At 44.4% G+C, this 24,175-nt stretch carries 26 protein-coding genes; 17 read left to right on the forward strand and 9 right to left on the reverse strand.

Annotated elements, in window-relative coordinates; translation table 11 throughout:
* Window positions 1-203, reverse strand: a 203-nt coding sequence (locus tag L976_RS09750) for a FadR/GntR family transcriptional regulator (protein ID WP_156143248.1), incomplete at its 3' end; no start/stop codon positions are given.
* Between the two features lie 252 nt (window positions 204-455).
* On the opposite strand from L976_RS09750, the gene L976_RS09755 reads away from it, so the two are divergent.
* From L976_RS09755 to L976_RS09765, 3 genes are all read left to right on the forward strand, one after another.
* Complete coding sequence (locus L976_RS09755) at window positions 456-1,718, forward strand: OprD family outer membrane porin (RefSeq protein WP_231570489.1); 1,263 nt, start codon at window positions 456-458, stop codon at window positions 1,716-1,718.
* Between the two features lie 400 nt (window positions 1,719-2,118).
* Window positions 2,119-3,786, forward strand: a complete 1,668-nt coding sequence (locus L976_RS09760; protein WP_047536388.1) for an FAD-dependent oxidoreductase — start codon at window positions 2,119-2,121, stop codon at window positions 3,784-3,786.
* Between the two features lie 66 nt (window positions 3,787-3,852).
* Window positions 3,853-4,197: a cytochrome c3 family protein gene (locus L976_RS09765; protein ID WP_037413986.1), complete on the forward strand. Its 345-nt coding sequence runs from the start codon at window positions 3,853-3,855 to the stop codon at window positions 4,195-4,197.
* 113 nt (window positions 4,198-4,310) lie between these two features.
* Here L976_RS09765 and L976_RS23755 read toward each other — a convergent pair whose 3' ends face one another.
* Window positions 4,311-4,445, reverse strand: a complete 135-nt coding sequence (locus L976_RS23755; RefSeq protein ID WP_261737951.1) for a hypothetical protein — start codon at window positions 4,443-4,445, stop codon at window positions 4,311-4,313.
* Between the two features lie 46 nt (window positions 4,446-4,491).
* On the opposite strand from L976_RS23755, the gene L976_RS09770 reads away from it, so the two are divergent.
* The 9 genes from L976_RS09770 (at window position 4,492) to L976_RS09810 (ending at window position 12,617) form a co-directional block, all read left to right on the forward strand.
* Complete coding sequence (locus tag L976_RS09770; protein WP_037413988.1) at window positions 4,492-4,836, forward strand: metalloregulator ArsR/SmtB family transcription factor; 345 nt, start codon at window positions 4,492-4,494, stop codon at window positions 4,834-4,836.
* 35 nt (window positions 4,837-4,871) lie between these two features.
* Window positions 4,872-5,390 (forward strand): arsenate reductase ArsC, encoded by a 519-nt coding sequence (locus tag L976_RS09775; RefSeq protein WP_052183989.1) that lies wholly within the window; start codon window positions 4,872-4,874, stop codon window positions 5,388-5,390.
* Window positions 5,391-5,399: 9 nt separating this feature from the next.
* Window positions 5,400-6,419, forward strand: coding sequence for an ACR3 family arsenite efflux transporter (gene arsB / locus L976_RS09780; RefSeq protein WP_037413989.1), 1,020 nt, complete (start codon window positions 5,400-5,402; stop codon window positions 6,417-6,419).
* Window positions 6,420-6,460: 41 nt separating this feature from the next.
* A complete protein-coding gene (locus tag L976_RS09785; RefSeq protein ID WP_047536391.1) occupies window positions 6,461-7,456 on the forward strand; it encodes a permease in 996 nt (331 codons plus the stop codon).
* A gap of 9 nt (window positions 7,457-7,465) precedes the next feature.
* Entirely contained in the window at window positions 7,466-7,702 is a 237-nt protein-coding gene (locus L976_RS09790) for a thioredoxin family protein (protein WP_037413994.1), read from the forward strand.
* Between the two features lie 189 nt (window positions 7,703-7,891).
* Window positions 7,892-8,905 (forward strand): ArsJ-associated glyceraldehyde-3-phosphate dehydrogenase, encoded by a 1,014-nt coding sequence (locus tag L976_RS09795; RefSeq protein ID WP_047536393.1) that lies wholly within the window; start codon window positions 7,892-7,894, stop codon window positions 8,903-8,905.
* Window positions 8,906-8,914: 9 nt separating this feature from the next.
* Window positions 8,915-10,183, forward strand: coding sequence for an organoarsenical effux MFS transporter ArsJ (gene arsJ / locus L976_RS09800; RefSeq protein WP_047536395.1), 1,269 nt, complete (start codon window positions 8,915-8,917; stop codon window positions 10,181-10,183).
* 4 nt (window positions 10,184-10,187) lie between these two features.
* Complete coding sequence (locus L976_RS09805; protein WP_047536397.1) at window positions 10,188-11,057, forward strand: DUF2927 domain-containing protein; 870 nt, start codon at window positions 10,188-10,190, stop codon at window positions 11,055-11,057.
* A gap of 117 nt (window positions 11,058-11,174) precedes the next feature.
* On the forward strand, window positions 11,175-12,617 hold the full coding sequence (locus L976_RS09810; protein WP_047536399.1) for an MBL fold metallo-hydrolase RNA specificity domain-containing protein: 1,443 nt from the start codon (window positions 11,175-11,177) through the stop codon (window positions 12,615-12,617).
* Between the two features lie 44 nt (window positions 12,618-12,661).
* On the opposite strand, the gene L976_RS09815 is transcribed toward L976_RS09810, so the two are convergent.
* Both L976_RS09815 and L976_RS23250 read right to left on the reverse strand, forming a co-directional pair.
* Window positions 12,662-14,017, reverse strand: coding sequence for a flavohemoglobin expression-modulating QEGLA motif protein (locus L976_RS09815; RefSeq protein ID WP_037414006.1), 1,356 nt, complete (start codon window positions 14,015-14,017; stop codon window positions 12,662-12,664).
* Between the two features lie 502 nt (window positions 14,018-14,519).
* Entirely contained in the window at window positions 14,520-14,696 is a 177-nt protein-coding gene (locus L976_RS23250) for a PA3496 family putative envelope integrity protein (RefSeq protein ID WP_011621344.1), read from the reverse strand.
* A 310-nt stretch (window positions 14,697-15,006) separates the two neighbouring features.
* On the opposite strand from L976_RS23250, the gene L976_RS09820 reads away from it, so the two are divergent.
* The 4 genes from L976_RS09820 (at window position 15,007) to rimK (ending at window position 20,375) form a co-directional block, all read left to right on the forward strand.
* Entirely contained in the window at window positions 15,007-17,160 is a 2,154-nt protein-coding gene (locus L976_RS09820; protein WP_047536401.1) for a CHASE domain-containing sensor histidine kinase, read from the forward strand.
* Window positions 17,157-17,588 carry a response regulator gene (locus L976_RS09825; RefSeq protein WP_047536403.1) on the forward strand — a complete coding sequence of 144 codons (432 nt, stop codon included), beginning with the start codon at window positions 17,157-17,159 and terminating at the stop codon, window positions 17,586-17,588. Before L976_RS09820 ends, L976_RS09825 begins: the two co-directional genes overlap by 4 nt.
* 9 nt (window positions 17,589-17,597) lie before the next feature.
* Entirely contained in the window at window positions 17,598-19,319 is a 1,722-nt protein-coding gene (locus L976_RS09830; RefSeq protein ID WP_047536404.1) for a putative bifunctional diguanylate cyclase/phosphodiesterase, read from the forward strand.
* 150 nt (window positions 19,320-19,469) lie between these two features.
* The gene (gene rimK, locus L976_RS09835) at window positions 19,470-20,375 is read left to right on the forward strand and encodes a 30S ribosomal protein S6--L-glutamate ligase (RefSeq protein ID WP_037414013.1); all 906 of its coding nucleotides are present in this window, start codon (window positions 19,470-19,472) and stop codon (window positions 20,373-20,375) included.
* Window positions 20,376-20,420: 45 nt separating this feature from the next.
* Here rimK and L976_RS09840 read toward each other — a convergent pair whose 3' ends face one another.
* The 4 genes from L976_RS09840 to L976_RS09855 form a co-directional block, all read right to left on the reverse strand.
* Window positions 20,421-21,113: a TorF family putative porin gene (locus L976_RS09840; RefSeq protein ID WP_037414015.1), complete on the reverse strand. Its 693-nt coding sequence runs from the start codon at window positions 21,111-21,113 to the stop codon at window positions 20,421-20,423.
* A gap of 288 nt (window positions 21,114-21,401) precedes the next feature.
* On the reverse strand, window positions 21,402-21,725 hold the full coding sequence (locus tag L976_RS09845) for an HU family DNA-binding protein (RefSeq protein ID WP_219848070.1): 324 nt from the start codon (window positions 21,723-21,725) through the stop codon (window positions 21,402-21,404).
* Window positions 21,726-21,821: 96 nt separating this feature from the next.
* Entirely contained in the window at window positions 21,822-22,619 is a 798-nt protein-coding gene (locus tag L976_RS09850; RefSeq protein ID WP_037414020.1) for a response regulator, read from the reverse strand.
* 73 nt (window positions 22,620-22,692) lie between these two features.
* On the reverse strand, window positions 22,693-23,076 hold the full coding sequence (locus L976_RS09855) for a hypothetical protein (RefSeq protein ID WP_037414043.1): 384 nt from the start codon (window positions 23,074-23,076) through the stop codon (window positions 22,693-22,695).
* 123 nt (window positions 23,077-23,199) lie between these two features.
* Between L976_RS09855 and L976_RS09860 the strand changes: the two genes are divergently transcribed.
* A complete protein-coding gene (locus L976_RS09860; protein ID WP_037428645.1) occupies window positions 23,200-23,709 on the forward strand; it encodes a DUF4240 domain-containing protein in 510 nt (169 codons plus the stop codon).
* 6 nt (window positions 23,710-23,715) lie between these two features.
* On the opposite strand, the gene L976_RS09865 is transcribed toward L976_RS09860, so the two are convergent.
* Window positions 23,716-24,030 (reverse strand): hypothetical protein, encoded by a 315-nt coding sequence (locus tag L976_RS09865; protein ID WP_037414024.1) that lies wholly within the window; start codon window positions 24,028-24,030, stop codon window positions 23,716-23,718.
* Window positions 24,031-24,175 lie beyond the last annotated feature (145 nt).

Below are 24,175 nucleotides of genomic sequence, written 5' to 3' on the forward strand. Positions count from 1 at the left end.
CGAATTTCTACCAAGCCGCTCGCTTCAAGGCTCTTAATGGCTTCCCTGACAACGGTTCGACTCACTTGGAATAATTCTATGAGCTCGCGTTCGGATGGTAGTTTATCACCAGCTTTATAATCGCCACCTAAAATAGCATTTTTTAGCTGTTGTCCAACTTCACTAGATGCTTTTATCTGCTTAATTGGCTTGAAGTTATGCACTAGTTTGCCCTCAATATGCTTAGTTCCGCCATCTTAACATAAAAGTACTTTTGAGGCAGAAAATGTACTCTCGCATTTCCTATATTAGTGATTAAAAAACATTCATTTTTGTTGATCGAAGTAACATCTCTATAAATTTCGCAACTAGTTTCTCATATTTGTTCAGTCTTCATTGTTAAGTAAGGTTATACGTCATACATTTCTCCAAGGTGGTTTGGAGTCTGTTTCTTAACCAGTATAGGCATGGCAAACATGTTAACTAATAACAGGAAGATGATGATGAAAATGAAAAGCCTATCTTTTTTTGTGCTGTCTGCTCTTTCTGTATCTGCGTTCGCAGATACAACGATTGATAAAATGTTTAGCGATGGAACTGTTAAAGGAGAATTGCGGTTATTTGATTTTACGCGTGATTATGATGGCGCAACGAATAAAAAACATGATACGTCATTAGGTGGGCTGTTTTATTATAATACTGCTAAAGTTAACGGAATTAGTTTTGGTACTAGCTTTGCCTCTGCTAATCCTATTTGGACTAATGATTCTGATAGTGTTTATGGTTTGGTTGCTCGAGATGAAAATGGCGACCATGATAGTGTCAATCGATTACAAGAATATTTTATTCAAGGTGATTGGTGGAATACTAAATTTAAACTTGGAGCTCAAGAATTAAGAACTCCGATGATGAATCCTCACGATATTAGAGCCATTCCAAGAACCTTTCGTGGTTTTTCTGTTGAAAATAATAGCGTAAATAATCTCACTCTTTCCGCATTGTATATTACGGACTCAATGGGATGGTCTGATAACAGCTTCATATCGGTTAAAGAAGCTGTACAAAGTGAGCTAGCCAGAGCGGGTGTGATTACTGAGGTGGCAGATAACCCTGTTTATGCTCTGGGTGCTAAATATCAGTTACCTTTCGAAGCGGTCAAAACCGAGGTTAATCTTTGGCATTACCGCATGGAAGATGTTTTTAATCAAACCTATGCAAAAGTAAAATTCTCCACTGACATCAGTGCGGTTAATTTTTATCTCACTCCATCTTACTTAACTCAGAAAGCAACGGGTGATGAAACTGGCGGCCCTCTAGACACATATCAATATGGTTTCCATCTCGGTGCCAAGTTTGCTGGTGCTGATATCACTTATCTATATGCTAAAACTGGTGATGACACTGTGCTCACTCCATGGGGAGATGAAAAAGTGGTTATTCAACAGGTATATCAATCTGCGCGTGCTGATGAAGAAGTCAATGCATTAAAACTAGCCTATGATTTTGAGAAACTCGGCCTTAATGGATTAGAGGCCTATGCATATTATGGTCAATATGATGTGCCAGAAAATGCTGGTAGTGATTTTAGCGAAATGAACTATTCAATTAGTTATAAATTCTCTGGAGCACTTTCCGGTTTAGGGTTAAAAGCTCGTTATGCCACTATTGATTTTGATCAAGGTGAGAATTTCAATGATATTCGGTTCTATATTAACTATAAATTTACTTTAGGTCATTAGTACTGAAAACTGCTCCCCTGCAACTTTTTAATGGTATACCATTGTTTTGGGTATACCTATTTTTTCTTGTGAAATAAATTTTAAATTACTTTTTAATTAGATAATTAAAATTAGAGTATTTATCTATTAAATGGTGAGTTTGAAAATAGTCTGAAGTTGCTTATTTAATAAGGTTAGTTTTTCCATAGATTAAATATTTTGTGAAGTACTGCAAAGATGTTGCTAATACCTCTTTTTATGTATTGTCATATGTCATACATTTGATTGTCGATTGATTGGATGTTCTTAAGTCAACGCAGCGGTTTTTAGCTTCTAAATACACGTAAAAAATCTGGGCACGAATAGACCCAGCACCATTGTGAGTGCAATACCACTCGCAATGAGGGCAAAGGAGTATCAAATGAGTAATAAATCGAAAGAAATTGATCAATACACAGCGAGTGTGCTTCAAAACGGGATCTCTCGAAGAAGTTTTCTGACTCGAGCGGCAATGGGCAGTGGTGGTTTAGCTTTTGCCTCTTTAGGAATGGGGTCTGCCAGTGCTGCACCACTGCAAGTCGGCGCCGAATGTGCCGAGATTGGCGGTGCAACCTTAAGTTTTTTACCTAAACCTAAACCGATTGCAGATAAAGATATCGCAACGACTCAAACCTTTGACGTTGTTGTTGTCGGTGCCGGAGCTTCTGGTGTTCCAGCTGCATTATCTGCCAGAGAAAATGGCGCCACAGTTGCCTGTTTACAGAAACAAGCCATTCCTGTTTCACAGGGAAACACTGGTGCTGGTATTGATCTGAAAAACAGTGATAAAGCGGCTATTGAGGCGTTAGTAAGCCGTTTGATGGCTGATAATGCTCACCGCTCGCATCCTGGTTTATTAAGACAATGGGCTTACAACTCCGGTGAAGCTGTCACTTGGGTGATTGATCGAATGAAACAAAGTGGTGGCCAAGTGGTCGATCAGGGTACCAAGGTACAACATGGTATTCGAGGTATTGCGGACCAATCTGACCGTTTAAATTTTGTGACCTCATTCTGTGGTCCTAAACCCTACACAACCGGTGATGGTATTCGTGCACTGGCAAAAACAGCGGAAAAGGCCGGTGTAAAATTCTTCTTTAACACTCCTGCACAACAACTGATCCAAGACGAATCAGGCAAAGTGATCGGTGTTATTGCTCAAACTCGTGATGGTAAGTACCACAAATACATGGCGAAGAAAGGGGTCATTCTGTCTTCTGGTGATTACCAAAATAACAAGGCCATGTGTGATTTCTTTATTCCAGATCTGAAAAACTTTGAACGCAAACAAATGGACCGTACCGGTGATGGTTTTGCCATGGCGTATTGGGCCGGTGGGGTTATTGAACCTGTTGGTCATACCAAAATGTTGCATGACTTCGACGCGGGCCCTGCTTCAATGTGCGATATGCCTTTCTTAGCCGTTAACCGTAAAGGCGAACGCTTCGTTAATGAAACAGTTGAAATGTCATTAATGAATAACTACCTGAAAGATGAGTATAACGCGGGACATTACTCTCAGGTATTTGATTCGGATTACATGACACAAGCGAAGGATTGGCCTGGTCATCTTTATTCTCCAGAGGAGCTTAAGGTTTATATGCCTGAAGTGCCCGGCGAGAAAAAAGGTGTATTCCCTTCTTTGACCAATACCTACGCCGCCAACACCTTAGAAGAATTAGCTGTGAAGCTAGAATGTGATCCCAAAACCTTTGTTGCAAGCGTGAATCGTTACAACGAATTGTGCAAAAAAGGTAAAGACGAAGATTTTGGTAAACCAGCCAGCAAAATGGTTCCAGTGCTTAAACCGCCGTTTTACGGCATTCATCGTCGTATGAGAATTTCAACCTTATGTTCAGGAATTCTGGTGAACGAAAATCATCAAGTACTGGATGCGGATGGTAAAGAAATTCCTGGCCTGTTTATTGTCGGCAACTTGGGTGCGGGCTTCTATGGTGGTGTTGATTACCCATTAACAGTATTCGGTCTGTCTCTGGGACGTTGCTACACCTTTGGCTACTTAGCGGGCAAATACGTCGCGAAACTTTAAACGCCAAATTATCAATAGCGGCTGCTTTTAGTTGGCATCCAGTGACATGAATGATGGAATTTAAAAATGAAAAATCTCACAATTATTTTGGCTCTTGTCTTGGGCATTTTCGCAGCAAGTGCGATAGCAAAAGACAATGTTCTACTCGATCAAACCCATGCTGCAAAAGGGATTAAATGTAACAGTTGCCATGGAACAGGAGAGCGTCAAGCTGTGCCTATGCTTAAGTGTGTGCAATGCCATAACACTGAAAAGCTGGCGCTAAAAACTGAAAACCTGAAACCGACTAACCCCCATAACAACCGTCACTTTGCTACCGAGACGGATTGTGCTAAGTGTCACCACGTACACCAAAAGTCAGAAAATTTATGTGTAAGTTGTCACCCAAGGTTTGATTTGGTTACTCCCTAGAACCTTATCAGCATTAACTTGATATAAAGTATTGCAAATCGAAAATGCCAGTTAATGCTAACTGGCATTTCTTTTGGTCGGGTTTCACGACTTTATGCCTGAGTAACCATTTTTTAACGGCCTTTCCAATGGGTTATTTTCGTACCTACATCATCATCTTCAACGGTTAAGGTATTTATTTTTATGTTTGTTTTATTAAGCCAGTGAGTGGTTTCTACAAAAATAACTATACATATATGTTTTTTCATATATATTAAATTCCATATGTAATTTTATCTACCTTTGGACTAAACCATGCAACCTGTCGCATTTTTTAAGGCGCTTGCCGATGAAACTCGGTTGAAATGTCTGCTGCTGATCCAGCGGGAAGGGGAATTATGCGTGTGTGAACTGATGGCTGCGCTGTCTGAAAGTCAGCCCAAGGTTTCGCGCCACTTGGCTCAGTTAAAAAAAGCCCGGCTGTTAGTCGATCGACGTCAAGGACAATGGGTGTTTTATCGGATTAATACTGAGATCGCGCCTTGGTGCCAGCAGGTACTTGCCCAAACCTGTGATGATAACGACATCTTTTTGCAGGAGAACCTGCGTAATCTCTGTCAAATGGGTGGGCGGCCTGAGCGAGCAAAAGCGTGTTGTTAATATAACTTTTGAAACGTACTGGATTGGAGTTTGTCATGGCGGCTATAGAACAATATGTGGAGCTAACCCCCGATTTTAACGTGCTTTTTTTGTGCACACATAATGCTTGTCGGAGCATTTTAGCGGAGGCCATTGCTCGGCAACTGGCATTGGGGTTGCCACTGACTTTTATGAGTGCTGGCAGCGCTCCGTCGGGCAAGGTCCATCCTATGACCCTGAAACATCTTCAGCAACATGGGTATTCAACCGCAGGACTTCACAGTAAAAGTTGGGAGGCGTTAGCTGACTTCTCGCCGGATCTGGTTATCACCGTTTGTGATAGTGCAGCGGGCGAAACTTGCCCTTTATGGCTAGGAAATACCCCGAAATTGCACTGGGGATTACCCGATCCAAGCCAGCTGAACGTTGAAGATCAAGATGTCTTATTTTTTAAAATAATCAGATTGTTAGAGGGTCTGATAGGTGCTTTGCTGCGTGTTGATTTAAAGGCCGAGCCTAGGGTTTTATCGGCAGCATTACAGCAAATTGTACTTGCCCACCCGTTAGTCGATTAAGAGGTTTATATGGGAATTTTTGAGCGTTATTTAAGTGTTTGGGTCGGGCTGAGCATTATTGCTGGGGTTGTGTTGGGGAATGTTGTCCCCGGTGTATTTGCTGCTGTAGCCGCGCTTGAATATGCCCATGTTAATTTAGTCATCGCCCTGTTTATCTGGGTAATGATTTATCCCATGATGGTGCAGATTGATTTTTCTGCGGTGAAAGATGTTGGCAAAGCGCCGAAGGGATTGATGTTAACGCTTTTCATCAACTGGCTCGTTAAACCTTTTACTATGGCATTGTTAGGCTGGTTATTTTTCAAGTTGCTATTTGCCGACTGGGTTGATCCACAAACCGCCAGTGAATATATCGCGGGAATGATATTACTCGGTGTGGCGCCTTGTACTGCAATGGTGTTTGTGTGGAGTCAACTGACGAAAGGTGACCCGAACTATACGCTAGTGCAAGTCTCTGTTAACGATATCATTATGGTGTTTTTATTTGCGCCACTCTCGGCATTATTACTCGGTGTGAGCGATATTCAAGTGCCATGGGAAACCCTGTTACTTTCGGTTGTCCTCTATGTGTTATTGCCTTTGATTGCGGGTGTTGCGACTCGAAAACGCCTTGAGACTCGCCATGATACGAGTGCTGTGCCGCAGTTACTGGCTAAACTCAAACCTTGGTCTGTGATTGGGCTACTCGCGACGGTTGTGCTGTTATTTGGTTTTCAAGCGAAGACCATTGTGAGTCAACCACAGAATATTCTACTCATAGCTATCCCTTTGATTATTCAAAGCTATGGCATTTTTATCTTGGCCTATTGGCTTGCCTTAAAACTAAAACTTACCCATGCGATTGCGGCGCCAGCGAGCATGATTGGCTCTTCTAACTTTTTTGAGCTGGCGGTCGCTGTGGCTATTTCATTATTTGGTCTGCACTCGGGGGCGGCTCTCGCGACTGTGGTTGGGGTGTTGGTTGAAGTGCCTGTGATGTTGTCGCTGGTGTATTTTGCGAATCGCACGCGGCACTGGTTTCAATCTTAAATAATCGCATGATGTAAGTTGATATCGCATTAGGGATCAATATGTTCCAAATATTTACTGATTTTGCGACTTGGCTAGTGTACGGCGTGTTTGGCTTAGAGGTGGGTTCGGCCTTGGGCGGCGCTGTGCATTTTTTTGTTGAAGATGTCAGTAAAATTTTCGTATTACTGGTGGTGATGATTTATGTGATCGCCCTGCTGCGGGCGTCCTTAGATGTTGAGCGAGTCCGCAATTATTTAGCGGGCAAGAATAAGGGCGTGGGTTATTTGCTGGGGTCGATTTTTGGCGCCATCACGCCTTTTTGTTCTTGCTCTAGCATACCTGTGTTTTTAGGTTTTACCTCGGCGGGTATTCCCCTTGGGATTACTATGGCCTTTTTGATCACTTCACCTTTGATCAATGAAGTCGCTGTCCTATTACTAATGAGTTTACTCGGTTGGAAATTTACCTTGCTCTATGTGGTTGTGGGGATGGCAGTGGGTATGCTCGGCGGATTATTGCTAGATGCGATGAAGGCTGAGCGTTGGTTGCAATCCTTCGCCGCCGAAGCCCTCGTCCGTGGGCGTCAGATGACAGCATCAAATGCTGTTTCAACGACTCAGCGAGCCCTCTCTTTTTCTGAACGTCACCAATTTGCCAAAGCTGAGGCGATTGATATTTTTGGCCGCGTCTGGAAGTGGGTCATTATCGGCGTAGGTCTTGGCGCTGCCCTGCACGGTTTTGTACCTGAGGGTTGGGTTGAAACCCACTTAGGCCAAGGTCAATGGTGGTCAGTGCCCGCGGCTGTATTAATCGGCATTCCCCTTTATTCGAATGCGACAGGCATTATTCCTGTCATGGAAAGCTTGCTAGCAAACGGTCTGCCAATTGGCACTACGCTAGCATTTTGTATGAGCACTGTGGCAGCCAGTTTCCCCGAATTTATTTTACTCAAACAAGTTATGCAGTGGCGCCTGTTGGCGCTGCTGTTGATTGTGCTATTAACGGCATTTACGTTAGTAGGTTGGATGTTTAATTTTGCAGCACCGTATCTTTAAGGAAATAACATGAAACAAGTCAAAGTATTAGGTAGTGGTTGCGCTAAATGTAGTAAAACCGCTGAAATGATTGCAGATATATCTGAAGAAATGGGCATAGATGTGATTGTGAAAAAGGATGCCGATCCGCAAACCCTATTGAAATTTAACGTAATGAAAACCCCAGCGGTTGTGATCGATGGTGAGTTAATCCACAGCGGCTCAGTACCGACCCGAGATGAAATTGAAGGATGGCTAAGGGAGTAAATTAGAACCCATTTTAGCCAATCAAGGCTTGCTTTGGCCTAGCAATAATGGTTGTTAACAAGATGCGCCATTGTCATCTATTAGGGGTGGCAATGGCGATGTAATCGCTTAAGTAAAAAGTCCGTAATACTCATAACATATTAAAAATTAATAATATAAAACTCACAATCAGCATATTGGAATATCATCATGGCAATCAAAATCGGCATTAATGGCTTCGGCCGTATGGGGCGTTTAGCCCTGCGCGCGGCATGGGACTGGGATGAGGTGGAGTTTGTGCAGATTAACGATCCCGCGGGGGATGCGGCCACCTTAGCCCATTTGCTTGAGTTTGATTCTGTCCATGGCCGCTGGTGTTATTCCGTGACGGCGAGTAATGATCAGATCCACATTCAAGATAAAAGCATTCGCACCACACGTAATAAAACGATTGCCGAGACCGATTGGGCGGGATGCGATGCAGTGATTGAAGCCTCTGGGGTGATGAAAACCAAAGCCTTATTACAAGCCTATTTAGATCAAGGTGTTAAGCGGGTGGTTGTCACTGCTCCCGTAAAAGAAGAGGGCGTGTTAAATGTGGTGATGGGCGTGAACCATCAGTTATATGACCCAGCCATGCACCCAATCGTCACTGCAGCCTCTTGCACCACTAATTGTCTTGCGCCTGTGGTGAAAGTGATCCACGAGCAGATCGGCATCAAACACGGTTCTATGACGACTATCCACGATATTACTAACACTCAAACCATTCTCGATGCGCCACATAAAGATTTACGTCGCGCCCGCGCCTGTGGTTTGAGTTTAATCCCAACCACCACTGGCAGCGCGACGGCGATTACCCATATTTTCCCTGAGCTTAAGGGCAAGCTAAATGGCCACGCCGTGCGGGTGCCGCTCGCCAATGCCTCTCTAACCGATTGTGTATTTGAGCTTGAACGCAGCGTGACCGAAGAAGAAGTGAATGCGCTGCTACAAACCGCCGCTGAGGGCGAGCTTAAGGGGATTTTAGGCTATGAAGAGCGGCCGCTGGTGTCGGTGGATTACAAAACCGATCCGCGTTCGAGCATTGTCGATGCGCTCTCGACCATGGTGGTGAATGGTACTCAGCTAAAACTCTACGTGTGGTACGACAATGAATGGGGATATGCCAACCGTACGGCAGAGCTCGCCCGTTTAGTCGGCCAGCTTGATTTGCCGCGTTAGGAGAGCATAGTGCCTGCTGCCAAGCTATTTGAACAACTGATGCAATTGCCCGCCGCCGTGCGGCAATATTTGCTGATCACCTTCAATTATTGGAGTTTTACCTTAACCGACGGCGCGCTGCGGATGTTGGTGGTGCTGCATTTTCACGATCTCGGTTATACGCCATTCGCGATTGCGATGTTGTTCTTGTTCTATGAGATTTTTGGCGTCGTAACCAATCTGGTGGGCGGCTATCTCGGTGCGCGTTTAGGGTTAAATCGCACCATGAATCTGGGTCTTGGTATGCAGGTGTTGGCATTAGGAATGTTATTGGTACCTGCCGCCAGTTTACCGCTGTGGCTCGCGGGCGTGCCTTGGGTGATGGCGGCGCAGGCGCTTTCTGGAGTTGCTAAAGATCTCAATAAGATGAGTGCTAAAAGCGCGATCAAACTGCTAGTACCAAAAGGCGAGCAGGGCAAGCTTTATAAGTGGGTTGCCTTGTTAACGGGTTCTAAAAATGCCCTCAAGGGCGCGGGATTTTTCCTCGGTGGTGTTTTGCTTGCCTTACTTGGATTTGAGCTGGCGATCGCCACTATGGCGAGCATGCTCGGACTCGTATGGCTACTTAGCTTAGTGATGCTGAAGAAGGATTTAGGTAAAGCCAAGAATAAGCCTAAATTTACGGAGATTTTCTCTAAGAGTCGTAGTGTGAACATTCTCTCGGCGGCACGATTATTCCTTTTTGCCGCCAGGGATGTGTGGTTTGTGGTGGCGCTGCCTGTGTATCTAGCGAGTAAATTTGGCTGGGATCATTGGGCGGTGGGCGGCTTTTTAGCTGTGTGGGTTATCGGCTACGGTATAGTACAAACCTTGGCGCCTAAGATCACTGGCAATCACCAACACCAAAGCTTAGCAGTCGGTGCTGCACCCGATGGTCGCAGCGCGTTAATTTGGGCCAGTATCTTGGCCTTTATCCCGGCATTGATTGCCAGTGCGATACAGTTTAGTTTTTACCCTGAAGCCAGTTTGTTGTTGGGCTTAATGCTATTTGGTGCTCTGTTTGCGGTGAACTCGTCGCTGCACAGTTATTTGATTGTGAGTTATGCCAGCGAAGAGGCGGTATCACTCGATGTTGGATTTTATTATATGGCCAACGCTATGGGGCGTTTGGTGGGAACCGTGCTTTCTGGCTGGGTGTATCAGAGTCATGGGCTGGTGGCCTGCTTATGGATGTCGACAGCCTTTATCGCGACTACGGCCTTGATTTCTATTAAGTTGCCTCGACAAGCGAAGGAATAACAAGATGTTAATCTGGCGAAAGCACTTCAAGGGGAAGAGTTCGATTGGCTTAGTCTGTATTGTTTCGCTACTTGCAGCCTTTGTTGCGCCACTCTGTGCATCGGTTTCCCCAACGTTAAGTCCCAAAGAGGCCGACATGCCCAATCTCGCTTCAACATCCATTCGAGATTGGAAAAATCCAGCCTACATCACCCAAGCTTTCGATGAGATAGCCCTTAAAAATGAATACGATAAAGATAAGCACCGAGTACGAAAATGGCATAAACCCGTGCGCGTCTTTGTTGAGCACCAAGTTGGCGACAATGTGCTGCATGCGCAATTGGTGCAGATGCATCTAAGTCATCTTGGGCAAATCACGGGTCACAGTATTTTGCAGGTAGATAAGCTCGAAGAGGCTAATTTACATTTAGTCTTTACCCGCCAATCCCAATGGGCCGATGAGGTGATGAGCCTCATGGGCGCGAGTGCAGCCAGTAATATTCATGGCTCTGTTTGTATGGGCAAATTTGCCCTCAACTCTCAGAATGAGATTGAGCGCGCCTGGGTAATTATTCCCGTGGATCAGGCAAAAATGCATGGTAAGTTAGTGGCTTGTATCGTCGAAGAAATCACTCAAGTACTTGGGTTACCCAATGATTCTGAAAAAGTATTTCCGTCCATCTTTAACGATAAAACCCCGCAGGACTTACTCACTGGGCTCGATTATATTTTGCTGAAATTACTCTACAGTCGCCAGATTAACGCGGGGATGACGGCAAAAGAAGTGCAACCCATCATTCAAGAGCAACTCGCTCAATGGCAGCGTGATGGCACCTTAATCAATGCCGATAAAACCGTGCGCCAAGGTGAGTTGTACCCACTATTAGGTTATTGATGCTTGAGTGTTACGGCAAAAGTTGACATTGCTCGCATGCGACTAATTATTGCTTTTTGTTTTAGGAATAAGGGCATAGTCTAGCTTTATACGAGGTAATCACGTTGGAGGCACACCATGCGGATGACACTGCAGTTTTTAGGGGCGACAGAGGAAGTGACCGGCTCATGCCATTTGCTCTCGGTCGATCATGAACACTTATTACTCGATTGTGGTTTAATCCAAGGTGGTAAAGCGGATGAATTGCGTAACCATGAGCCCTTCACCTTCGATCCTGAGTCTATTTCCGCGGTTGTGCTCAGCCATGCTCATATCGACCATTCAGGGCGTTTACCACTCTTAGTCAAAGCGGGTTTTGATGGGCCAATCTATACCCATAAAGCCACAGCAGAGCTGTGCGCGATCATGCTTAAAGATGCGGCGATGCTGCAGGTGCGCGACACCGAAAGAACCAATAAAAAGCGCGCTAAACATGATCTTGACCCCCTAGAGCCACTATTCACCGTCGAAGATGCCGAACAGGCCATTAGTCAATTTGTGTCGCTGGAATACGGCCAAGTGACTCAGGTTATTCCCCATGTGGATATTTGCCTCTCTGATGCGGGGCATATTTTAGGTTCTGCCTTAGTCGAGTTATGGTTAGGCGAAGGTAAGTCCCAGAAGAAAATCGTCTTTAGTGGTGATCTTGGCCGGGCGGGTATGCCGATATTACGTAATCCCACCTTAGTCGACACTGCAGATTTAGTGTTAATGGAAAGCACCTACGGCGATCGTTTCCACCGAAGCTGGACTGATACTCTGGCCGAATTAAAGGCGATTTTTGCTAAGGCAGTCACCGAGAGCCGCGGTAATATTCTTTTGCCAGCCTTCTCAGTAGGGCGAGCGCAGGAGCTTTTATATCTATTTCATTTATATGCTAAAGATTGGGATTTATCTCGCTGGAAAGTCTGCCTCGATAGTCCAATGGCGATTGAGGCAACACGAGTATATGTTAATAACTATCCGTTAATGGATGATGATTTTAAGCGTTTTACTCGCCAGCATCCGGGGCAACATCCCTTATTATCGAATGTCGAATTTATTCAAACTACTGAAGAGTCTATCGCATTAAACGATGTGCATCAGGGCTTGATCATTATTGCGGGTAGCGGCATGTGTAATGGTGGGCGTATCCGTAGTCATTTGGAACATAATCTGTGGCGGCCAGAATGTGATGTGATTATCTGTGGTTTCCAAGCGCTTGGCACGCCTGGACGAGCCTTGGTCGATGGCGCGGAGGAGCTCACTATCCATGGTAATAGCGTCAAAGTTGCCGCCAAGTTACATACCGTCGGAGGCTTATCCGCCCATGCGGATCAGGCAGAGTTGCTACGTTGGTATCGGCACTTTGAAGATCAACCACCTTTAGTGCTAGTCCATGGCGAGGCCCAAGCACAACAGGGATTAGTGACCGTCATGAATCAAGATCCGAAAACTAAACCTAAGGCACTGGCTATTGCCACCCGTGGCGATAAGTTGGATTTGAACGCCTTGCCCAAACTGATGTGGATAACAGCTTAAGCGATAGGCCACAGCCCGAAGAGGGCTGTGGCAAAATGACTTGATTAGTCTGAGTTATTATCAAATTCAGTGTCGTCGAGTAACTCGAGGCTTGGGTCGATACTGGGCACGTCTTTAAATAAGCGGGTGAAGTGACGTTGCACCCCTTTCAGATCGATTCCTGCTAATCCTGAGGCGAAACCAAACCAAGCATACAAACCGCTAAAGTTGTCGAACATGGGCGGTAAATATTTTGGTGGCGTAATGATGCCTTCTTGGCAGGCTTGATAGAGAACGGGAATATCCTCAATGGCGAGTTTGCCTAAAAACAGCATAGGGATAAGTTCGGGTAAACCCGATGTGATGGCGCTGCGGATAAAGTTGATGTTCTCAACATAACCACGCACATAGGAAATATCTTTGGTAAAAAAGCTGCCGCCTTCGACCATACCGCCACGAAACACCCTTTGTGTGACTCGATAACTATCCTTAGCGCTAAGATTTAACTCTCTAAAATAGTTAAATACTTCAATAAAGTTGGCCCCATTTTCCGCCATATCTACCGCTGCGACACGGTCGCTAATACGGCGGGCACGGCCTGGGTTTGAGCTTAGGGTGAGCATTTCGAGTAATACAGCAAGCCCTTCTTGGGTGGCAGCTACGCGGGGTGAGCCGACGCTGAGCCAAGTAGCATGGGGTTGAGCCCGACCATTCAGGGTGGTGCCCACATGCACCCAACCTTCATGAACTTCGTACACATTGAGATCTGACTCGCTGAACATGGCCTTACTATTGAGTTTGACCGTATCGCCCCCCACTGCGGCGTCAGACACAATCCCGTCACTCAAACGCACCCGCATGTCATCGCTATGGAAGTATTTTTCCAATCGCTGGCTCAGCACATTCACGGCTTCGGGGGCACTGATGATTTTAGGGTGATGCTTATTCATATGCCGCGCAGCGGGCAATGAGAAGATATAACTGAGTTTATCGCCCAATTGACGCAGAGTGTGGCGATCGCCATGTAATCTGTGGCTGGCGCTGCCGTAGAGTTCTTGGCTAAGCTGACCAAAGACAGGGGTCCCTCGATGACCCAGCATATCGACCACCAGACGATACTGGTCTACGTTAGCGACTAATATCTTGCCCAGCTTGTCTTTTTTGCCTAAACGTCGATGAATGTCTTGTTTGAGAGAAAGTAATTCAGCCTGTGTTTTTACGGGATCGAAGGGCAGAGCAATTTTTTGATAAAAATCCTGTGTAATTGCTGGCAGAACCGTGCCTTTACTAGAAAGAAAACGCTCCTCCATTTCCCGTGGCCATTTGATGGCGTCTAAAATCTTGATCGGGGTTTGAATGCGGATCAGCTCATCGGAAAAGCGACGTAAATCTTCTTGGTACTGGGCTAATGACTCTGACATTCCCGAAATCCTGTTGCTACTTAGGCGCTAAAATTAGTTCAATCATAGCGGTAAAGTCGTTGTTTTTATAGGTTTCTTACCCAGAACAATTAAATCTTGTCGATTAAGTATCTTATCTGCTATCGATTTAGTGAATCATTTTGGTGCAATATGAATTGTTTTAGCCTGAAAATGGCGAAGATTTTTTATGCAAGTAACTGTTAAATATTGTGTTATCCCAATGAGATTAAGACTAATTAGCTTATGCTAAAAGGTTATAAAGTCTGTGTGAGATGATTATGGCTGCACTGTGCTATTTGAGAAACGATGCAGCAGTGCATGTGTTGGTGGTGCCGATTTAACGGTAGCTGATAAAACTAGGCTGACACAGGTTTATAAAATGAGGAAAAGTCGGCTTGGTAAATCAGTGTTAACGTTTGCACCCAGCCCCAAGGAGCTGGGTGAAGGTTTGGATAACAGTCGTGAACTTAAACGACCATAATGCCTTATGGGAGTAGGAAGTTTAGAAAAAGTCATCATCTCCTAATGCGCGTCGTAATTCGGCACGTTCGAGATAATCTTCTAAGCGTTTCTTGATTTCACGCTTGTGCTGCATTGCCTCTGCTGCTTTGCTATTTCTAGGGGTGGTCATTGCCTCAATTTCAGTATCGTTGGGCACGACTTCAGTAATATGAGCCATAACGAATTCCTCATGTTGTTCCTAACGCCTTTCTATCTAAAAAGAGTGTGGCAGAAAAGCAAAAAATTTTACTCATAAACGCAAATTTTTTTTCCCATACGACAGTGTGTTACTCCTATGGCATTACTGAATTTTTAGGGGAGTTAAGGCTATTTAAGTTTTTGCTGAATTTTGTGATTTAGCGCATAACACTTTCTTTTTATATTGATGTTAAGCCCTACTTAAATAGTCGGATAAACTTGAATTTGCATAAAAATCGAACAACACTTGGGGAAGACAACTCAAATGTAACTTTGCTAGGGAAGCTAATATGGACACGGACCGTTTTCCTGAATCTTTCGGCCCTCCAAAAAGTTTTTTCGTTAGTGTGATTCGTTCAAGTTGGCTGATGTTATTTGCCGCTCTGACTTTTATGGGTATTTCTTGGTTTGTTTTAGAGGAATATTTAAGAGATCGAGGCGAAGAGCGGTTTAATAATCATGTTCAGGAGTTGTCCGAAGCTGTTACCCGAAGAATGATGGCCTATGAGCAAGTTTTACGTGGTGGAGTAGGGCTTTTTTTGTCCTCCAACGGCGTCACTCGCAGTGAATGGCAAATTTATGTCGCTAATGCGCGTTTATCCGATTATTACCCAGGGATTCAAGGTTTAGGTTTTGCTCAACTAGTGATGCCAACATCCTTGGATGAGTTTACACAGCAAGTCCAACAGGAGGGATTTACTGATTTTCGCGTCACACCCACAGGTAATAGAGAGCTTTACTGTGTTATCAAATATTTAGAACCATTCGACTGGCGAAATCAACGGGCATTTGGTTTTGACATGTGTTCCGAATCAACTCGTCGCACTGCAATTCTAAACGCTATTGCTTCGGGACAAGTTAAGGTGTCTGGCAAAGTTACCTTAGTGCAGGAAACGCCCGATAATTCTCAGGCTGGTGTATTGATGTATGTTCCTTTTTATCATGGTCAACCCGTGACAGAAGCGGAACGTCTACAGCAAGCGATAGGTGTGGTTTACGCACCTTTTCGGATGGATAATTTAATGCAGGGCATTATGGGAAAACGTTTTTCCGGTCTAAAACTTGCCATTTATGATGGTTCAGAGGCAAATCATGCCAGTTTAATGTTTAGTTCCCACAAAGCGCTTCCCTCTCCGAAGGATGTTTTTTATCAATCAAAACTAGAAAACATGGAAGGGCAAGTTTGGCGAATAGATGTTTCTTCTGAGTCGCGCTTTATTTCAATTGCAGAGCAAACCCAAAGTATGTGGCTGCAAGTGATTGGCTGCGCCTTTATTCTTGCCTTACTTTATGCAGTGATCAGTATGGCTCGTAACCGTTACCAAGAGTCAATGTTAACCGCCGAATTAATTGCCAATGAAAAACGCTTTCGTCTAGTCATCGAGGCTTCTCCGAGTGCACTGTTTATGGTTGATAAAACAGGCGCGATTACCTTAGTCAATACCCATGCCGAAAGGCTTTTTGGTTATACGAGGGAGGAGTTACTTGGACGTTCAATTAATATGTTACTACCTGAATCGCTTAGGGAAATTCATAAAAAGCATCTATCTCATTACCTGCTTCATCCCATCGCGAAGAATATGTCGATGCGGGATGATCTGTTTGGTTGCTGCAAAGATGGTACACGTTTGGCGATCGAGGTCGGATTAACTCCTATTCACTTTAGTAATGGGATCTACATTTTAACGACGATCAATAATATTTCTGAACGTAAGCGGATTGAAGCGCAGCGTATCGAGCATACGACAGAATTGGAGCGTATTAATCAAGAGCTAGATAGATTTGCCTATATTGCTTCCCATGACTTGAAGTCGCCCCTCAGAGGTATTGAGCAACTAACCCATTGGTTAAGTGAAGATCTTGCTGATAACACTAATGAAAATGTCCAAAAATACCTAGGTTTAATTCAGAATCGTATCCAGAGAATGGTGTTATTACTCGACGGGTTGTTAACGTTTTCACGCATTGGGCGTGTTGATATTGAAATGGTTGACACCGATTGTCGGCAACTGGTCGAAGATATGTTCGCTTTGGTCGCTCCGCCTCAGGGATTTGAATTGGTCATCGAAGGTAATTTTCCACGATTTAAAACGGTTAAAACGCTCTTAGAACTAGTCGTTCGGAATTTAATTAGCAATGCCATTAAACACCATGATAGAGGTGGTGGTGTACTTAAGGTGCAATGTGAAACAAAAGGCCACTATTACTGGTTTAGCGTGATTGATGATGGACCTGGAATTTCTGCCCCGTTTCACCAGAAAGTATTTGAAATGTTTCAAACTCTTAGACCAAGAGATGAAGTCGAGGGAAGCGGTTTGGGATTGTCGCTTGTCAAAAAGACGGTTGAAAGTTTAGGGGGGAAAATTCTACTAGAATCAGCGGGGCGAGGTTGTTGCTTTAGGTTTAGCTGGCCGATGCACATAGTCAACAAGGAGGCGGTATGAGTAATAGCCATGACTATAAACAAGTGACCATTCTGTTAGTTGATGATGATGTGGATTATATGGCGGTGCAGAGGGCGATGAAGCAACTGCGTTTGCTTAATCCTCTTGTGCGAGCGAGGGACGGGCTTGAAGCACTTTCAATTCTGACGCATACCAACGCTATCAAGGGGTCATACTTGATCTTGCTCGATCTCAATATGCCCAGAATGAATGGTTTTGAATTTCTTGAACATATTCGTTCTGATCCGACGTTGTCTTCTTCCGTTGTGTTTATGCTGACGACTTCTAGTACCGATGAAGATCGGATGAGAGCCTACCGTCACCATGTGGCTGGTTACATGGTTAAAACAGATATTAAAGATGGTTTCCACAATATTTTTAATATGTTGGAAGGCTACTGGCGCATCGTTGAGCTTCCAAGCGTATAGGATGTGTATATGGATTTACTACTTATCGATGATGATGAAGTTGATAGAACCGCTATTATTCGAGCGCTACGACAGTCCAAGTTAGCTTTTAATGTGGTTGAGGCAAACTGTGCTTTTGATGGATTGAATCTTGCCTTGGAGCGTCATTTTGACGGGATTCTACTCGATTACCTATTGCCCGATGCTAATGGCTTAGAAGTGCTTATCAAGCTCAATTCTATGACTCAAGATCAAACTGTGGTGGTGATGTTGAGCCGTTACGAAGATGAAAAACTCGCTCAGCGTTGTATTGAGTTAGGTGCCCAAGATTTCTTACTTAAAGATGAAGTTAACTCAAGAATCCTGAGTCGTTCAATTCGTTACGCTAAACAGCGCGCCTCAATGGCACTTGCCCTACGACATAGCCATCAAAAACTGAAAGAACTGGCGGAGCACGATTCACTCACCAAATTGATGAATCGTTATGGATTTGAGCTGTGTTTAAATCGCGCCATTGCAAGAGCAAAACGCAGTAATGATTTTTTAGCCGTGATTTTACTTGATCTTGATGATTTTAAAGCGATTAATGACACGTTAGGTCACCAGACAGGTGATATTTTGTTGGTGAAAGTCGCATCGAGACTCAGCGCCGTGTTACGGGATGGTGACGTCATTGCTCGTTTAGGCGGTGATGAATTTGTGGTGTTAGTGACTGATAATGACTACAAATATTTCCCCATGATAGTGGCTAACCGTCTACTTAAAGCTTTTGAAGAAGTGTTTTGCCTTGGAGATAACGATGTGATGATTGGCGCCAGTATTGGCGTGGCATTTTATAATGAAGCCGCCTCCGATAGCTCTGAGTTAATGAAATGCGCCGATATCGCCATGTATCGTGCTAAGAAAATGGGGCGCAATCAGATCCAGTTTTATTCCGAGGCGCTAGATAAAGAAGTCCGCTACCGCAATCATATCGAGTCCAGCTTAAAAATGGCCTTAAGGCAGAATCAGTTTAAGGTTTATTATCAGGTGCAAGTTGACGCGCAAACACACCATATGGTGGGAATGGAAGCGTTAATTCGTTGGCAGCATCCCGAAGATGGTTTGATTTCTCCTGACCAATTTCTGCCCATAGCGGAAGAAATTGGGTTAATGGAAGAAATCGGTGACTGGGTATTGTATGAAGCCTGCCGACAGGCCCAATATTGGCTGAGCCAATTAGCACCAACAGGGCATCGCTTTACCATTGCCGTGAACTTATCTGCATCTCAAATTGGGCATATCAACTTATATGAGAAAATCGCCCATGTTCTTAACGTGACAGGGCTAGCGCCAAGTGCACTTGAGTTGGAAATTACCGAAAACTGTTTGATTGAAGAACCCCACGAACATGCCAAGATCCTCGATAAAATAGCCCAACTTGGAGTGCGATTTGCGTTGGACGATTTTGGTACCGGATTTTCATCCCTTGAACATATAAAGTTGTTCCCCATCAGCGTGTTAAAAATCGATAAAAGTTTTATTGCTTCCTACGATAAGGACGAAAAGGACACTCGTTTACTCACAGCGTTGCTTAACTTTGCCTATGGCTTTAACGTCACCTCTGTTGCCGAGGGAATTGAAACCCTCGAGCAAGCGGAGTTTTGTACAGTAAGGCACTGCAATCTATTACAGGGATACTTCTTTTCTCGTCCTCTAGAGGCAAGCGAATTTGAAGCAAGGTTCATTACACCGTTAGTCACTAAATTGTGAAGATTATCTTACGTTTGACTAAGGCTTAGGTTTTCGTCTGGTGAGGAATATTTTCTTGCTTTACACTGAGCAATAGACAAATATCAGCGCCCCTTTCTGATGCAATGTGCTCAGAGCTTCAATCACTGTGTTTAATTTGGTCATTTGGTAATGAAAATCGGTATTTTATCTCAGTTTCCAGAATTGTATTCCACCCGACGTTTAGTGGCCGCCTGTGAAAGCCGTGGTCATGAGGCTGTGGTGATTAATACCTTGAATTGCTACATGAATATTAATTCCGTTAAACCTAGCATTCATTATCAGGGAGAAGAATTAACAGGGTTTGATGCCATTATTCCGCGTATTCATGCCAGTGTGACCTTTTATGGCTGCGCAGTCGTGCGCCAGTTTGAAATGATGGGTGTATTTGCCGCCAACGATTCAATTTCGATAGCACGCTCGCGGGATAAGTTACGTGCTCTGCAATTACTTTCACGTAAAGGCATTGGTATGCCTATCACTGGATTTGCCAATAAACCCAATGATATTCCTGATCTCATTAATATGGTGGGCGGTGCTCCTTTAGTGATCAAGTTACTCGAAGGTACGCAGGGGATTGGGGTGGTATTAGCGGAAACGAAAACCGCCGCTGAGAGCGTGATTGAAGCCTTTTTAGGGCTCAAAGCCAATATTTTGGTGCAAGAGTATATTCAAGAGTCCAACGGCAGTGATATTCGCTGTTTTGTGGTGGGTGATAAAGTGGTGGCCTCGATGAAGCGTCAGGGGCCAGAGGGCGATTTTCGTTCAAACTTACACTTAGGCGGCTGTGGTGAAAAAGTGAAAATTACGCCAGAAGAGCGCAAGATGGCCGTTGCCGCTGTTAAAGCGATGGGATTAGTCGTTGCAGGCGTGGATATTTTACGTTCGAATCGTGGCCCGTTGATCCTTGAGGTGAACTCAGCTCCTGGTATCGAAGGTATTGAGCAAACTACGGGTATTTCGGTAACTGAGCCTATTGTGGAATATATTGAGAAAATGGTGTTAGCACGTAAGTCGAATCGGGCGGTGATCGCTTAATAAAAAACGCCGCGATTAACGCGGCGTGTTTCTTAGTTCTTTGTTTTATAAATCAAAGCTATAGGAGTAACCTAAAGCGATTTTAGCATCGTCATCAGCCAGATCAGTATCTGATACCATAAAAGAGACTGTGCCCATGCTGGTATCTGCACTAAGTGTTACGTTGTAATCGGCATAGTTATCCTCACCAAACCAAGCTTCAACCACATCGCCCGTGGAGTAGCCATAGTGGAATGACAGGCTAAGTTTCTCGGTTAAAGGGAAAGATGCTGTGGCGGCAAGATAACTCATATCTTTGTTATCGAGTGGTTCCGCCGCTACGTCATCACCCGCATTGATCACGTGGGAATAACTGAGTTCGACCCACTTCCAGGTAATAGCCCCGTGGAGCTCACCAAAATCGATGCTGCCTTCGGCATCGGGGTAGGCATAATAGAGATAGCCAAAATCATAGCTGAGATCGTCGGTGATGTTGCCACCGTAACCAGCATAGAGGTCTAACTCGTAGCTAGTGTCATTGCCAAAATCGACATTTGATGCCCACGTACCCGCATAAAATCCTGAGTCATGACTGTAGTCAAGACCGCCTTGGATCGCGACCGCATCATTGGTTTGAGTCACTCCGCGCCATAGATAGTTTGATGTGCCGCCAATATTGCCGGATACCGCCGCAAAGACGTTAGTGGTTAGTAATAATCCCGTCGATAATGCCAAAACGCTGTACAGTGATTTTCTCATACTCATCCCCTCGATTGACTTATTTATCGATTCACTCATGCCACTTAAATACGGCGACATTGGTGCATCATGGTTTTTTCTGATAAGGGAGTTGCTAATCACATGCCATTATTTGAACATCTTTAAAAACAATTGGTTACATAATTTATGTTAATTAAATGTTTTAAAATGCTCAAAAATAGAGCGGTGAACGCACTGTGTTTGTGCAAAAAATCATCTTTCATGCTTTCGTGAGGGCAAAAAAACGCCTCACAGAGGAGGCGTTTTATAAAATCAATGTCGAGCGAATTAGTTCACACTATCACGCAGGGTTTTACCCGCTTTAAACTTAGGTACAGTCGCTTCCGCAATTTGGATTTCTTTGCCCGTTTGTGGGTTACGACCAGTACGAGCTGCACGAGTCGCTGTTTCAAAGGAGCCAAATCCGACGATAGAGATTTTGTCACCGTTTTTCATTGATTCAGTAATCGCCGCTTCGAAAGATTTCAATGCTCGTGCTGCTTCAGCTTTGGTGATATCGGCATTTTCTGCAATTTTGGCGATAAGTTCAGTTTTGTTCATTTTTATTGTCTCTTCTTTCCGTAGATTTATGTAAGTCAGCGAGCCTAACATGCCACAAGGTTAAAGCGTTGGAAAGCCCTTTGCTGCGGGCTTGTGTCATCGAAGTAACAAAATTGGAGGGTATTTGCGCCATTCGTGACTTAGGTTTTATTCTTCGAGCAACTGATATAAGAGTTGCTTAACCAATTTGGGTTCGAAGGGCTTGTCACACAGGGCATTCACCCCAGCCTGAGATACATTACTTAAATGTGTATCGTTAGCCTCAGACGAGACCATTAAAATAGGCACGTGGGATTGTTGACTTTCATTGCGGATAAATTGCGTTAATGCCAGTCCATCAACGCTGGGCATATTGTAATCAGTGATAATTAAATCAAACATATTATGACGCATTAATTCAATGGCTTGCGCACCATCTTCTGCTTCGGTAATCAGTTTTATCCCCAAATTACCAATAGTTCGCTTGATCACATTACGTGCCATGCGACTGTCATCAACCACAAGCACGCGTACATCGTGCACATCGAAGTGGCTTAAGTCGAGTTCATCGTGGCTGAGCAAATCGATGGTCGCATTTAGCGCCTTGCCTAAGTGTTCGGCATTAAAAGGTTTTGGCAGAATCGCGACTACGCCAGACTGGCGGAAAATCTCCAATTGTTCACGGCGACATTCACTTGAGATCAGCATAAATTGAATATCTTTATATTCACTTTTGCTGCGCAGGTAGTTCAAAAACTCGGTCGCTGTTCCATCTTCAAAATGCATTGCACTGGCAATGAGATCGGGTTTGTGTCGAGCAATGAGTCTTTTAGCCTCTTCAATATTGGCAGCATTTTCGATGCTAACAATGCCTTCTTGCTGTAAGCGCTTGATGATAATGCGGCGCTGGGTTTCCGATGGCTCAATAATAAGCATCGATAATTCGTTAGGCGATAAATGAGTCATAGTCACAAGCTATTGGGCTTTTTTAGAAAGGCGTTAACTTAGGCGAGAAATAACTGCTTCGCAACACATTAAATCAAGCTTTCAATTTTGCAGTTAAATAATCACGGGTTACCCGTGAAAATGCGATCCAATACTCTACTAATAGCAGGGCAATGATAGACAGCACCAGCGGTAACATCGGGATGTTATGACCCTCTACCACCACTTTAACGTCTTGAGGTGTAATCTGATAGGCGATAATGGCTGTGACACCGAGTGCTGACAGGCCTAATGTTTGTAATCCAAGGTAAATTTTGAGCACTAAGCTAGACCAAGGTGCTTGCGTCAGTATGCCAAACAACACGGGCAATACACCTAAGCTAAAGAGATCGAATGAACCCGTGGCAACCGCACGTAGCAGGGCAACAATGGCAAACAGAGTATAAAGGGTTATCAATAGGATTAGGCGTTTAGGCATAAAGTTAGGGTTACTGGCTAATGTGAAGTGGAGCAAGTGTAGGAAAAGCCCCGAACTGAGTCCAGCATAACCGTATTATCATGTAGAATACGCCTTTGCTTGGGCATTAAATTAGGTTAAGTGATGACAGAAGTAGAATTTTGGGACTTAGTGACCCGCAGTGAGCCAGCGCAATCCCAAGAGTCTTTGGTTGAGGCATTAAAGCTGAAACTGAGTAAACTGAGTGATGAAGAGCTAAAAGTCTTTGATAAGCTGTTTGGTCAACAGATGCGCCGAAGTTATTTATGGTCGGTTTGGGGGGCGGCTTATATCATTACGGGGTGTGATTCTGATTATGCCTTTGCCGAATTTCGCGCTTTTCTGATTTCACTTGGACAAGCCAGTTATGAGGCTGTGATTGCCCAGCCTGATTCGTTAGCGAAGTTAACTGCATGGCCAGAAAAGGATGGTTATGCCTATCCCTTTATTGAAGATTACGATCTTATTGCAGGGCAATTATACGAAGACCGAACGGGTAAAGAGTTGCCTTTTATGCCTTCGGGCAAAGCGACTCCCGTAGGCAAAAAATTTAGCACTAAACCCAAAGACTTAAGACAGCAATATCCTGAGCTTAGTGCGCGTTTTCCGTTTTAATTCGCCCTAAGAGCGCAAACATGCGTTACTGGTAACGTCGAAAGTCATGCCGTATTGGGTACACGTTTGGCGCATGAACTGATGCTCCTCCTGTGCTAATTGGCGGGTAAATTCTTGATCGAGCTGCTCAGTCAGGCGTTGCTCTGCAACTTGCTGTGACTGGGCCAGTTTATCGAAGTGCGATTTTACTGCTTGTTGCTGTTCGGCCGTCAGTGTCGCAGCATGGCTGGATAAACTGATCAGTGTGCTGAGTGTGAGCAGAGTGCATAAGGTAAACTTTGTTATCACTGCATGGCGTATGGGGGCCGTTTTTAGCTTCATAGATAAACTCCAAATTAAAATCACCAGAACTCGGTTGGTTTTTAAATCGTCATTTGGCTTTCATCGTGCATATATGGACCCATCCGGTTTGCAAGACATTCGATAACGATTTTGAGAAGAGTTCATTGCACCCATATATCCGGCC

Origin of the sequence: Shewanella sp. ZOR0012, from assembly GCF_000798835.1 — a bacterium.
GTDB classification, from domain to species: Bacteria; Pseudomonadota; Gammaproteobacteria; order Enterobacterales; family Shewanellaceae; genus Shewanella; species Shewanella xiamenensis.